The organism is Nitrosospira sp. CT, from assembly GCF_059489795.1.
In genome coordinates, this window is sequence record NZ_JCAHZJ010000076.1 from 86,982 (window position 1) to 100,401 (window position 13,420).

A 13,420-nucleotide genomic window follows, 5' to 3' on the forward strand; every position below is an offset into this window, starting at 1 on the left:
GACCTGTTAAGGCGCAACGCCAGGGGAAATGGAAGGCGAGAGGCTAACGTAACTGGGAATCGGCTGCCGGGAGACCGCGATAACCCTGTGCAACCCGGTAATATATCCCGCGCAGCGGCTTCCCTTCCCGCTCGATCTTCAATTCCCTGATCGGGCCAGGCTGCACCAGCAATGGAGTAATGTTATCGTTGCCATCGATGTCATGCTCGAGCTGATGCGTTTTCATTCCAAACAGAATAACGGGACGATCCGTCGGGGGTTCCGAGGGATACCAGAAATCATACATGGCCGCGCTCTGCAGGAACATGTTGCGTCCGCGAATATCCAGCGGTTCGCTTTTATCGTTATAAAACGACAAGGAACTCGCGACTGACCATTTACTCATCCCCACTATAAGCGGTTTTTTTCCGGTCTGCTGCTCCACTTCTACCGCAAGTCGTTCGACTTCACGCGTGGTTTCGCGCCAGAAGTAGTGTTCGCTAAAACCCACGTAAGGAATGCCGGGGATGCCCAGGACGACGTAATGGAGTGCCAATGCATAGAGAAACATACAGACCCCTATGGTTGGTTTCCATGCTGCCCGCAAACGGGTTGCTACCTTGCTCCAGTTATCTGTCTGGCCCAACATCCACCCCATTGCCGGCAGAATCGACAGCCAGACGGGCGCAGTCCAGTGGAATTTCGGCCAGCCAAACAGGCTGAGCCAGAAAAATACCGCGAGCGGCGCAATCGTGAACACCTGCATGAACAGGCGGCGTCTGCGTATCAGAGGGTCGACCGTTCGCTCATCGCGCACAACCAGCGCCATGAATGCTGCAACGAAACCAACCGGCGTCAGGACAAGCAGCATATGAAAGAAAAGCAGGTGCAATGAAAACTTGTTGCCTATTCCCGTTGCGCGCTGGGACTGATACATAATGGATGCCCAGTCGTTCTCCATATTCCAGGCAATAACAGGTGAGAACAGCAATAGCGCAAGCGCTGCCGCAAGATAGGGTTCCGGCCGGCGTAACCAGCGGCGTAAACCCGGGTCGATCAACACAAACAGCAGTGCTGCAAGACCCAGCAGTCCCAGCGTGTATTTGGACAGAATACCCAGTCCGAAGGCAATGCCCATGCCCAGCCAGGCCCACCGCTGGTCCGCTATCAATGCCCGCTCCATATAGTATAAGGTGGCGGCCCACGCAGCCATTAGCGGAGCATCCGGCGTCATGAGCGTTGCGGTAACAAAGCCGAGGGGCAGCACGGCCAGCAAGAGGACAGCCCGGATACCGGTCGATTTGTCGTAGAGATTGCGCGAGAGGGCGTACAGAAACCCCATTGTAACCAGGCCGCAGATAAAGGCGCCTATCCGTACACCGAATTCATTGTCACCGAAAATCGAGGTCCCGAGCCAGATCAGCCAGGCCACCATGGGCGGATGATCGAAAAAACTCAGGTCCATGTGCTGCGCGTAATTCCAGTAGTACGCTTCATCGGGAATCAGTTGCGCTACGCCGATATAGATCAGGCGCAGCAGTACCGCAAACGCGACGATTCCGAACGAGGCTACGCGCCAACGGACATCGAGGGAGGGGGGGTTCTGTTTTACCGGAAATACATAGAAAGCGGATCCAATATAATTAATGCCAGCCGTGGCCGCAATAGCGGGAAAAATCGCCAGCAGTGGCGGCATATGCCAGCCATGAACCAGGAAAGCCAGCACACCTCCACGAGCCAACAATGCGAACAGTCCCACCGTCAGAAAGCGCCCGAATTGCCGCCACCGCAAATATCCTTCGTGGTGACTACGAAAAGACCATTTGGAATTAAGCAAATAATTTACCGAGGCGGCGACAAAAAAACTGAGGATATGTGCCAGCGCAAGCCCTGCGCCGCTGCTCATAAGCCACTGAAACAGCAACGCATCGACGAAAACGCCAAGCAATCCTACTGCCGCAAAGCGGCTGGCTGTGCCCATCGAAACGGTACCGCCAGCCAGGGTCACCAGGCGCTGCAAATATGTCCATTGATGTGAAAGCGACAGCTTCGACGCACCATGCGTCCGATCGCGAAAGCAGATCGGCACTTCCACCACCCGAAGTTTGCCCTGTCCTGCCATGAGCAGTTCGAGCAATATCTTGTATCCGCGTGCACGTTCCGCAATTGTTCCTGACAATTCATGCCGGAATGCGAAAAATCCGGAGGTCGCATCATTGATGTCACAAAGGGGGCGGGCAAGCCAGCCGCCGAAGCGGGACAACCACTGCCGGTGCAGCGGCCACCCCTCTGTACTGCCGCCAGGCACGTAACGACTCCCCACTGCGACGTCATGGCTCCCATCCAATATGGGGGCAACCAGGGCTGGCAACCGCTCAGGCGGATGGCTCAGGTCCGCATCCATCACAACAATAACATCCCCTCGCGCCGACGCCGCACCCGCCAGAATTGAACGCGTGAGATCAGGTTTTTCCCGTCGTTCGATCAATCTTACGTTGCCGCGCTTTTCCCATCTGCGGACCTTTTCCGGCGTTCCATCACGTGAACCATCGTCCACAAAGATGACTTCAAAACTTCCCTCCGGCAAATCAAGCGCGGATAGCCTGGTCAATAACGGATCGATGTTGTCGGCCTCGTTGAGTGTGGGAACGATTACCGAAAATTGAATGGAGTCCGCGAGGCGGGAGCTTGAAGGACTGGGTGACGTTGAAGGGAAAGAAGGCAAAGACAGGAAGCTGGATGCTTCCGTCGATTTAGGTAAAGAACTCACGTAGCTGCTTTTCTTGTACGAGGACGTGCCACAGTTTCTGCTTGCAATCGATCAATGATGGTTTCACAACATGCGAAACATGCGGAAGCGTAGCACAATTCACGCAAGAACACCTGAATGCTGAATGATTAAGATGATCGGGAAGCATAAATACCGATAAGAATCACATTTACTGGTTCCGTCGGACTTTGAAGCGGACTGCCGGCCGCATGAAGCCGGCACATTCGTTGTAGAGTCCTGATATCCACAAAAATTCCCGCCTTCAACCAATTTGACTCCGCGGCAGATATGGCGCCGACCTCACGAATTTTGGCATGCCTTTTCCATATTTCTTAGCGGTATGCTAGTATTAAGTTGGAATTAAATTTTTATTTAATCTATTTAAGGGAGGTATCGATGAAGAATATGTTGAAAACGCTAATGATACTGTCTGCATTATTATTCGTTTCGCCACAAGCAGCGTTTGCACACAGCTATGCGGAAGGTGTGGGCGACAAGCTTGCGCATGGCCTTGCCAACACAGTCACAGGTATAGGCGAAGTGCCGAAGAACATCATGATAGGAACCAACGAGAAGGGACTTGGCTACGGACTTACCGCTGGATTGCTTACAGGTATCGTGCACGGTATTGGCCGCACATTGACAGGTGCGGTAGACCTGATCACATTTGTCATTCCGACCAAGCCCCTTATCTATCCCGACTATATCTGGAAAGACTGGGATAGGGAGACACACTATCATCCTGACTGGAAATTGAGCACGGATGAGCCCAAGGAGAAATCCTATCGCCAGCCAGCCGACAGGTCTTATGAGCAGCAGCAGCCTGCGGATCAACGCTATCAGTAATTCCCGCTGCTGTCGCATTCTATAAAAAAGGGGGCTTCGGCTCCCTTTTTTATAGAAACCAATGTATTTCGGAATAAATGAATGTGCATGCCGCAATTCCTGATCAGCCGCAGCTTCCCTGACACGCCTCAGCAACCTCCCAAAAGAAAATCCCGGTGTACTCACCCGATTCAACTTAGTCGAGTTCAGTCCCCCCTCTAGCCTGCAAATGAAGCATAATATTCTCGCTCGCCGGCCCAGCGATTTGAATGTCGGCTGGGCACAACGGGTAGTGAACTGTCATTGTTCCCATGTAACGGTATCCAGGGTAGATCTGGTTTCTGTCGATACAGGAACGACGACACGGGTTCGTATTGCGGTTGAACATGATGGTCCGGGAACGATCTCGCACAAGTGGTTTGTAAAATTACCTTCGCTGGCCTGGCGGCCAAGGCTGATTACTGCGTTGCCAGGGTTGCTTCATACTGAAACCCGCTTCTACAATGAAACGGCGCAGGCGGTACCCATTGCCATACCCGGTTTTCTCGCGGGTCAGAGCAAACCTGGCAAGGGTGCGACGCTGATTTTGAATGATGTGACTGAATCCGGCGCTACTGCCGGCAACCCCGACGATGCACTGACGGCTGATCGCGCCGCACTTGTCATCAAGCAGTTGGCCCGGCTGCATGCCCGCTTCTGGAACAAATTCGATCTCATGCAGAAATATGCCTGGCTGGCAGGTCCCATACGCCAACTCGAAGATCACCTGGGGACTGCGCTTGCCGTTCCGCTAATGAAGCGGGGGCTCCGACAGGCGGAAAAACTCATACCCTCCCCGCTTCATGCACTCGCTATAAATTATGCTCGCCAACGCCGGCGCGCCATGCGCTTTCTTTCGGGGCGGCCGCAAACACTCGTTCATCATGATTGTCACCCCGGCAACCTGTTCTGGAGCCAATCTCAACCGGGTCTTCTCGACTGGCAACTCGTGCGTTTTGGCGAAGGCATTGGTGATGTCGCTTATTTTCTTGCTACCGCCCTTACACCCGAGGTGCGGCGAAATCATGAGACAAATCTGCTGGCTGTCTATGCCGAAGAGCTCACGAACTGTGGTATTGAAAACATTGACAGCGAGACATTGAGGCAGAGATACCGCGCTCACCTCGTTTATCCGTTCGAAGCAATGGTTGTGTCGCTTGCTGTCGGGGGAATGATAAAACCGGAAACCAACCGCGAACTGATTCGTCGCGTTGCCACCGCCGTGAACGACCTCGATGCTTTTGCGGCAATCCCGCTATAACCCCATGCTGCTGGAATAAAATTATTGATCCCGGCCAGAAAATACTATGAATCTCGTCATTCCCGACCTGACCGGAATTCAGCCCAAACCAATAATGGCGTGCTTTGAAGTTCACTGAATACCCGCTTTCGCGGGTATGAACTGAAAGAAGTTGGTAAATGAAGCTTTAATCCTTTAAACCAGTGACAGCAATCTTTACCAATCGTAGCGATCTATTAGAGCCCTGGTAGAGCCTTGGCTGGTGATTTATTCCGGGTGGTACTCGCTATAACCGGAACTCTGCATATTGCGATTTCACTTTTACCGCTCCCTTGTCTCTGGAAATTTACGTTACACTGTCCGCACTCAGGGCAGCAGTTCAACCCCTCACCCTCCAGAAAATCATGAATGACGATCTCAACAGCAGGCTCGAAGCAATCGATGCGGATTGCGAAAGAGCAGCGAAAGCGGAACTTGATAGACTATTCGAAACTACGCCTTCCACCGGTGCGACTTCGCGCGGACCATCTCCTCAAGCTGCGGAGGCGATCTGGCTCAGGCTGATCGGGCGAAAGGAGCAGGAGTTCATACAGGAAATAAGGATTGCGAAACAGAAGACCAGTGGAAACTCCATGGGCGCTGGTGGGGAAGCGAAGTCTGTGGAGGAGACAATCAATGACCTACTGGCCGATGAACGATACCTCTCGCGCATGCGCGAGTTTTATGCACAGGTGGCTGGGGAAGCAGTCCCGGAAACTTCGCAAGGACAAGCAAAGCGCCTGGATCTTATCGATACCACTTATCGAGCGGGAGTCCGGGATGCACTGCGGCGAGTGCGGGAGAGCATCCTCGTCGAACTGAGATTGAATCGCGCAAGCAAGGAAGATGATGCCGCTTTTCTCTCGCAATGGAAGCAATACTCGACCCTGAGTCCCTGGCGAGCAATCTGGACAATCGTCCTGCTAAGCTTGACGTCATATCTTATTGCATTCATCATTGCCAGCGAGGCGTTCAGAGCACTACTGGAGCGCTTTGGCTGGTCTACCGGGACGGGGATGTAAAATAGCCTACGGAATCCTGCATAACCGGATCAACCCCGAGCGATATCGCTTCCCTTCCAACTGCGCCGCTACATTCCATTCAAATCCTGAATTGCGTCGATAACCATTCCGGTTCCCATCGCAATCAGTAGTATATCGGCCGCAACTCGAACGTAACGATAACCCGGGCCGGGATTCCCTAATTGCTGCAGTAAAACGGGAGGCAAGTCATAAAAAACAACCTCGCGGGGTAACGGATAACCTGTTCTCCATCTCTTCGCCTGTCCCGAAGGCATGCAGCCGTTATATTTTTTTGCCAAACCGGGGGGACAGTGGCCACGTTGAAAACGTGGTGCATAATAGTTGTGAGCAATGGCGCGCTGGCGGTCATCAAAGTAGTAATGACCATGGCTGGTGCCACCTCTATGGTTTTTCCCGTCCTTGCCTTTGTTCCACTTTTTTCCTTCGTGACCGTGCCGACCAGGATGACCCTCATCTCTCCACTTTTCAGCCGATACAGGCGGGGAGGACAAAAACATCGAGAGCGCAAAAGCCGGAGCCAGGAATGCCAGGACTATTTTTTGCATAATTATTCGGGAAATCACAAATTTTGCGGTATGAAAGCTCGCACGGATCAATTCTCGAGCCAACTGTCCAGTCTTGGGCGGAAATCCTCGAATGAACAATAGCCTCTGGTCAATACCGGGTAATCCGTACCCTTCTGCCCAACCACAGCGGGAAACCCGTGCACACCCCACTGACGAACCTTTTTAAAATGGCCAAGCGTCAATTCCTTTACGGCTTCGGATTCGAATACCTGAGAGAAAAGCCGCGCATCCAATCCTGCAACAACAGCCAATCGTTCCAGTACCTCTTGCCGGGTCACATCCTGTTGATCGACATAAAACGCAGACTGAATGGTCTTGAGAAATGGGAATACGACATCAGGACTGATGCGGAAAGCAGCGACAACTGCACGGCTTGCAGGCTCCGTATCGTAGATAAAGCCCTCCGGCATTGCGCCTTCGAAGCTGAACGGCTGTCCTGTCGCACGCTGCACGGCATGCCAGTGATGGAGGATTTCCTCACGCTGTTGAGGAGGCATGGGAGTTTTGGTCCCGGCACGTAGTCCGCCCAGCAACAACTCCATCCTTAGGGAATCGCCATACTCCTGCCGGATTCTCTCGATCACCGGCGAAAATCCCCAGCACCAGGAACACATCGGGTCGGCGACATACCAGAGAATCTTTTCGTTCATGAGGGTAACAGGCGAGATCGCTTCGACTGATTGGGTTCAGGGAAGCATATTCTAATCACTCTGAACCGCCACGCGTACTTTTCCGGCTGAATGCCCTTTGCCCCTTTGACAGAAAGGGGCCGGGGAAAGAAGCCGGCTTACGCCGCGCGAGCCGCTTTCCTGCGTTCGTGCTCCTGCAACAGGCGCTTGCGGATGCGAATGGTTTTAGGCGTAATCTCCACGAGTTCGTCATCCGCGATGAATTCGATAGCCGATTCCAGGGTGAGCTGGATGGGCGGCGTCAGAACGACGGCTTCATCAGTTCCGGATGCCCGTATATTCGTGAGCTGCTTGCCTTTGATGGGGTTGACCACCAGATCGTTGTCGCGGCTGTGAATCCCGATCACCATTCCTTCATACAGACGCTCTCCCGGGCTGACAAACATGCGTCCACGTTCCTGCAATTTCCACAGGGCGTACGCCACCGCTTCACCCTGCTCGGCGGATATCAGAACGCCGTTGCGACGCGCGGTTATTTCGGGCCGCATGGGCGCGTATTCGTCGAATACATGACTCATGAGACCCGTGCCCCGCGTCATGGTCAGGAATTCGGATTGAAAGCCGATCAGGCCACGGGCGGGAATGCGATAGTCGAGCCGCACCCTCCCCCGCTCATCGGAAACCATATCCTGCAGATCGCCGCGCCGCGCCCCCAGCGCCTCCATCACCGCACCCTGATGCGCTTCCTCAACATCAACCGTAAGCAGCTCAAAGGGCTCACATTTGACGCCGTCGACCTCGCGAACCACGACATGCGGCCGCGACACCGCCAGTTCATAGCCTTCGCGCCGCATATTCTCCAGCAGAATGGTGAGATGCAACTCGCCCCGGCCCGAAACCAGGAAAGAGTCGGTATCCTTGGTTTCCTCCAATCTCATGGCAACATTGGTCAGCAATTCCTTTTCCAGGCGTTCGCGCAGTTGCCGGCTGGTTACAAATTTCCCTTCCTTTCCGGCAAAAGGTGAAGTATTCACCTGAAAATTCATTGTGAGCGTAGGCTCGTCCACGGCAAGCATGGGCAGTGCCTCAGGCTCGTCGATATCGGCAAGCGTCGCGCCGATACTCAACTCTTCGACACCATTGATAAGGACGATGTCACCCGCCAACGCCTCGCCAAGCTGGATCCGTTCGATGCCCCGGAATCCCAGAACCTGGTTGACCCTGGCTTTCTTCGGCGGGTTGCTCCCCGCCAGTACCATGACATCCTGGCCTGGTTTGAGCCGCCCACGACTGATGCGGCCCACGCCAATGCGTCCCACGAAACTGGAATAGTCCAACGCGCTGATCTGTAGTTGCAATGGGCCAGCGACATCCCCCGCCGGTGCTTTCACATGACTCAGGATCGTATCGAAAAGCGGGCGCATGTTGATGCCTGGCTGTTTCAGATCAAGCGTAGCGTAACCGTTGAGCGCCGAGGCATACACAACCGGAAAATCCAGCTGCTCTTCGTTTGCGCCCAGCTTGTCGAACAGATCGAAGGTCTGGTTTACCACCCAATCCGGCCGCGCTCCGGGCCGGTCCACCTTGTTGATGACGACGATCGGACGCAATCCCAGCGAAAGCGCTTTTCTGGTGACAAAGCGCGTCTGCGGCATCGGACCTTCCACCGCATCCACCAGTAACAGCACTCCATCCACCATGGATAAGACACGCTCCACTTCACCCCCGAAATCGGCATGACCCGGCGTATCCACGATATTGATATGCACGCCTTCGTAATCGGCTGCGCAGTTCTTTGCAAGAATGGTGATGCCGCGCTCGCGCTCGATATCATTGGAGTCCATCACGCGTTCGGCGATGTGCTGGTGCGCGGCGAAGGAGCCGGCCTGATGCAGCAGTTTATCCACCAGTGTCGTCTTTCCATGATCGACGTGGGCAATTATGGCGATATTGCGCAGGGAGCGTGACATAAGGGATCGTAGGCTTACAATGGCAAAAAGGGCGGAATTATAACAGGTCGATGAGTGACATGCATGCTGACACTGGAGTGCACATGAAGTTCCAGGGCATCGCTATTCCTGGAAAATTTTCAAGCCTTGAATCCAGGTATAAAAAGCAGGCAGGAGATAAACAAAAACCCGCGCGAGCGGGCCTTTGTCAAGCAGCCACTGTTCCGGCAGTTTATGCCTTTCCGGTACGGCCACGCTCTACTGCCTGTCCCCGCTGGGAGCCACCTCCATTATCCATCGCATTATCGCAATCTATTATTGCGGCAACATTACTTACCCGCCGGCTTTGCTCCCACCTTCAGAACGGTCGGTCCGGCGACTGAAACATCCTTGTAGAGCTGCTTCATATCCAGATAACGGGGATTGAGGCCGTCTACCTTTGTCAGGTCCTCCGCCGTCCTGAATTTCCCCGCCTTCGAGCGGTATTCGATAATTGCCCTGGCTTTGGCGGAAGTAATACCGCTCAAGGTCTGAAGTTCTTGCTGGGTAGCGGTATTGATATTGACGGCGGCATGAACACCGCCCGCGAAGATCAGCGGTGCTGAAATAATGATGAGCAGTTTGCGCATGGTTTTCTCCTCCTGGTATGAATGAACTGCGGTTGCACGACATTCGGGTGGATCGCCCGAATTTTTTCAACACCTCCCGATCCAGCGGGAGGCGGGTTTAAACCGGTATTGATATTGGTGGCTGGCAGTGGGCCTCCTAGAAACCCATTCCAATGTAGCCACCTGCGGTCATGCCGTCGATCTTGATGCCATCGTTTCTGCCACTGGTCAGGTGATAGCGCCCGTCGATACCGACAAAGAAGTTTTTCCAGATCTGATAGTCGGCGCCGACACCGAACATGACGCCGGGGATCAATACCGTGATGGACTCCGAGGGCGGACTGATCACATGGAGGCCAAGACCGGCGGGAATGATCCAGGGTCTGAAGCGGGAACCCTCGAAAAATTTGATCTTGGGTGCCGCGGTCAAGGTGAACTGACTGATATTCACGCCGGACCCTGGGGGAGGAAGCGCATTACCGGCTACCTTGCTGCCGAATTCCTTGTATTCGAACATGACTTCCGACAGGACACTGGTGTTTGGCATCAGGCCCCAGACATCGTTTGTCAGATTGAAATCCAGCCCTGCGCCGATATACCAGGCATCCCGGTCCGCCTGACCCCCAGCGCCGCCAATTCCCCCGCTTTGAATGGATACCCCATTACGAAGATCGTTGCTGCGCGCATAGCCACCCCGAAAAAAAACCATATGGGCCTTTTGATCGGGAGTTCTTTCGAACGAGGCCCCACTCTCCTCGATTTTCGCAATCTTTTGCGTGTCCACTGCCTGGCGTTTTTCTATCGACGTCGATTTCTGTTCGATCTGCATCAGCCTCTGCGCGTCCCGCGCAGATTCCGCTTTCACCTGCTCCAGCTCATTTCGAACGGCTTGCAGACTCGCCTCCAGCTGTCTGAGTTGCTGCTCCAATGCTTGGGTTCTCGCATCCTGGGCAGAAACCGGAGGCGCAGCCACGAATATGACAATAGCAAGAGAAGCAGCAGAAACAACGGCAGTCGTTCGTCTCTTGTCAGAAAAATGCTTCATCTAATCTCCTCCATGGTCGTTGTTGAATTTTGCTGGTCCGCTTGCCGGAAACCATATCGCGAAAGCATGATATGTCCTGCCCCCCAAAAAAAAGCTGACAAATGTCATGTTCTGGTTTTTTTCCGGAATCTCCATGTCATCAACTTTCTTTCCCGCCGCCTTTGGGTGACCGAATCAGGTACTCTTGAAGCTCTGCCGTCGCAAAACCCAATCATGCCGCCATCATCATGACAAAAAGATATCGGGGACCGGAACGGACCAAATCAGGCGGAAAAGTGCTCTGCCTCGAAATGAGGCTCGCAAATGGAAATCAAAACGGGAATCAAAAACGGAGAGCAGGAGAAGTGCAAGAGCTTTCGGGCCGGGGACGGGATGACCCCGGAAACAGCCTCACCCAGGCAATCAACTTGGAATCAGCTTAAACAGACGGTGGAATTACCCGGTAGTATTGCCGGCGAATCAGGGACAGCGGAAAGAAGATGATCTCCCCGGAGAAGGGGGACTGACAGGGTCAGCCCTGCAAAACCCGAGCGACCCTGCCTGGAGTCACTTCACTTCAGGAGTAAAGAGATGTGACGTTGGTTTGCCTCAAGGTTTTTTGGTTGGCAATCTGCTCAAGACGCTTGATATCCTTGAGCTTGACGTTACGGTATTCACTGCTGATGAGACCGTCGTCCTGGAACCGGGCAAATATGCGGCAGACTGTCTCCTCCGCGATGCCGAGATAATTCCCGATATCGCTGCGGGACATGCACAAGGTGAATTCGGTGGCCGAACAATGCCGCTTTTCAAATTGCCTGGACAAGTTAAGCAGAAAAATGGCGATCCGCTCCTCGGCATTGTGTTTGCCGAGCAGGAGCAGCAATTCCTGACCGTGATGGATTTCCGCACTCATGATTTTGAGAATTTCATACTGAATTGCCGGATCCTTCTTGGCCAGTTCTTCGAAGCGCTCGACAGAAACTTCGCAAACCGAGGTCACTCCCATCGCCCTCGCCTCGCATGTATGCTCCCGGTTACTGATGGCATTCAGCCCCAGCAGTTCCCCGGCTGCATGGAAACCCATCACCTGAACCTGCCCGTCCTGGGTACTCACGCAGGTTTTGACCGATCCACCCCGGATAACATAGATATACTCCAGCGGCTGGCCCATACGGTAAAGCACTTCTCCACGCTTGAATACCTGTTTCTTCTTTACCACGCGCTCAAGCAGGGATGAATCGCCGGTTTTCAGCCAGAGGGACATACAAAGGTGATATGCCCCGCAATTCTTGCAATCATTCGGTACGTCTGCGTGTTCCGTGGAGGAAGGTATCAGCTTGAGTGCGTGTTTTGACATGTGAGAACCTATAGGCAATAAATTGAATAGCTATGCCGGCAGCTCGATGTTGCCGAGAACCGCTCCGGGAAAATCCGTTAACTGATATTTGCCGCTTACTACCATTGCTGCCAGCATTTCCAACGTCTGGCCTTGTAGAAGCTTCACGATTTCCTGCTTGATCGGCCACCATTTTGCGTGCATGGGGCAGGGGGTGGTGTCGCTGCAAACTTTCAGTCCCAGAATACAATCCTCTGTAAATCCCGGACCCTCAGTGATCCTGACGATCTGCATCAGGTTAATCTTGTCACTGCTTTCCCGCAAGCAGAAACCGCCCTGCTTTCCGCGAAAAGAGTACAAAAGGTTGCCTTTGCATAACTCCTGCAAAATCTTTGCGAGATAAGTAGGCGGCGACCTCAGGCATTCCGCTATCGTGCGATTCAGTACGGCCACCCCAGGAGGCTGGGTTGCCATGTAGATGAGCGCCTGAATGGCATACTGGGTCGTACGCGAAAGAATCATCGGGAACCGGAGAGGATACGGTAAATAGTTAGAACCTCTTTTTAAGGATAATTCCTATATCAGCCAGTACACGAAAATGAACAGTCCCAGCCAGACTACGTCCACGAAGTGCCAGTACCAGGCGACGCCTTCAAAGCCGAAGTGATTCTCTGGGGAAAAATGGCCCTTCAGCACGCGGCACCAGATGACGAACAGCATGATGGAACCCAACGTTACATGAAAACCGTGGAAACCGGTCAGCATGAAGAACGAGGCGCCATAGGCTCCGGTGGAGAGCTTGAGGTTCATCTCCGAATAGGCGTGGCTGTATTCGTAAGCCTGCAGGCCCACGAACAGAAACCCCAGAGCGAACGTGAGGAACAATCCCAGTTTGAGCTGCCCGCGCTTGTTCAGCTTCAGTGCCCAGTGCGCCCACGTGACTGTCACGCCCGAGGTCAGCAGGATCAGGGTATTGATCGCGGGGAGACCCCAGGGCCCCATGGGCATGAATTTCTCGGTGATGCCGGGACCTGCCGTGGGCCAGTCGGCGGTAAAGTCCGGCCACAGCATTTTGTTCTCCAGGTCGGCGAGATCCGGAACGGAATGCATGCGCATGTAGTATAGCGCGCCAAAAAAAGCGCCGAAAAACATGACTTCCGAGAAGATGAACCAGCTCATCCCCCAGCGGAAGGATTTATCGACTTTCTTGTTGAATTTGCCGCTCTCGCTTTCACCGGCCACAGTGCCGAACCATCCAAACATCATGTAGACGAGTATGGCAAAGCCTGTCGCCAGCAATCCGTAACCCAGGGGAATCCGGTTGACCGACAAGGCCGCACCGAATCCCATGAATAACAGCGCTAGTGACC

The 13,420-nt window shown here is 53.8% G+C and carries 12 protein-coding genes; 3 read left to right on the plus strand and 9 right to left on the minus strand.

Features of this window, described 5'->3' with window-relative positions:
* Positions 1 to 43 precede the first annotated feature (43 nt).
* Entirely contained in the window at positions 44 to 2,647 is a 2,604-nt protein-coding gene (locus tag AC52W5_RS13805) for a glycosyltransferase family 39 protein (RefSeq protein ID WP_495671417.1), read from the minus strand.
* Positions 2,648 to 3,145: 498 nt separating this feature from the next.
* On the opposite strand from AC52W5_RS13805, the gene AC52W5_RS13810 reads away from it, so the two are divergent.
* The 3 genes from AC52W5_RS13810 to AC52W5_RS13820 all read left to right on the plus strand — a co-directional run bounded on the left by AC52W5_RS13810 (position 3,146) and on the right by AC52W5_RS13820 (position 5,914).
* A complete protein-coding gene (locus AC52W5_RS13810; RefSeq protein ID WP_495671406.1) occupies positions 3,146 to 3,595 on the plus strand; it encodes an exosortase system-associated protein, TIGR04073 family in 450 nt (149 codons plus the stop codon).
* Between the two features lie 208 nt (positions 3,596 to 3,803).
* Positions 3,804 to 4,874 carry a phosphotransferase gene (locus AC52W5_RS13815; RefSeq protein WP_495671407.1) on the plus strand — a complete coding sequence of 357 codons (1,071 nt, stop codon included), beginning with the start codon at positions 3,804 to 3,806 and terminating at the stop codon, positions 4,872 to 4,874.
* 383 nt (positions 4,875 to 5,257) lie between these two features.
* A complete protein-coding gene (locus tag AC52W5_RS13820) occupies positions 5,258 to 5,914 on the plus strand; it encodes a hypothetical protein (RefSeq protein ID WP_495671408.1) in 657 nt (218 codons plus the stop codon).
* 68 nt (positions 5,915 to 5,982) lie between these two features.
* Here the strand turns inward: AC52W5_RS13820 and AC52W5_RS13825 are convergent, their stop codons facing one another.
* From AC52W5_RS13825 to AC52W5_RS13860, 8 genes are all read right to left on the minus strand, one after another.
* The gene (locus AC52W5_RS13825; RefSeq protein ID WP_495671409.1) at positions 5,983 to 6,480 is read right to left on the minus strand and encodes an RcnB family protein; all 498 of its coding nucleotides are present in this window, start codon (positions 6,478 to 6,480) and stop codon (positions 5,983 to 5,985) included.
* 47 nt (positions 6,481 to 6,527) lie between these two features.
* Positions 6,528 to 7,151, minus strand: a complete 624-nt coding sequence (locus AC52W5_RS13830; RefSeq protein WP_074974891.1) for a DsbA family protein — start codon at positions 7,149 to 7,151, stop codon at positions 6,528 to 6,530.
* 137 nt (positions 7,152 to 7,288) lie between these two features.
* A complete protein-coding gene (gene typA, locus AC52W5_RS13835) occupies positions 7,289 to 9,100 on the minus strand; it encodes a translational GTPase TypA (protein ID WP_495671410.1) in 1,812 nt (603 codons plus the stop codon).
* Positions 9,101 to 9,408: 308 nt separating this feature from the next.
* The gene (locus AC52W5_RS13840) at positions 9,409 to 9,708 is read right to left on the minus strand and encodes a helix-hairpin-helix domain-containing protein (RefSeq protein WP_113067881.1); all 300 of its coding nucleotides are present in this window, start codon (positions 9,706 to 9,708) and stop codon (positions 9,409 to 9,411) included.
* Between the two features lie 136 nt (positions 9,709 to 9,844).
* A complete protein-coding gene (locus tag AC52W5_RS13845) occupies positions 9,845 to 10,732 on the minus strand; it encodes a putative outer membrane beta-barrel protein (protein ID WP_495671411.1) in 888 nt (295 codons plus the stop codon).
* A gap of 556 nt (positions 10,733 to 11,288) precedes the next feature.
* Positions 11,289 to 12,071 carry a cyclic nucleotide-binding domain-containing protein gene (locus AC52W5_RS13850; RefSeq protein ID WP_495671412.1) on the minus strand — a complete coding sequence of 261 codons (783 nt, stop codon included), beginning with the start codon at positions 12,069 to 12,071 and terminating at the stop codon, positions 11,289 to 11,291.
* Between the two features lie 30 nt (positions 12,072 to 12,101).
* The gene (locus tag AC52W5_RS13855; RefSeq protein ID WP_074974885.1) at positions 12,102 to 12,572 is read right to left on the minus strand and encodes an RrF2 family transcriptional regulator; all 471 of its coding nucleotides are present in this window, start codon (positions 12,570 to 12,572) and stop codon (positions 12,102 to 12,104) included.
* Positions 12,573 to 12,626: 54 nt separating this feature from the next.
* On the minus strand, positions 12,627 to 13,420 hold a 794-nt coding region (locus AC52W5_RS13860; RefSeq protein WP_495671413.1), incomplete at its 5' end, for a cytochrome c oxidase subunit 3.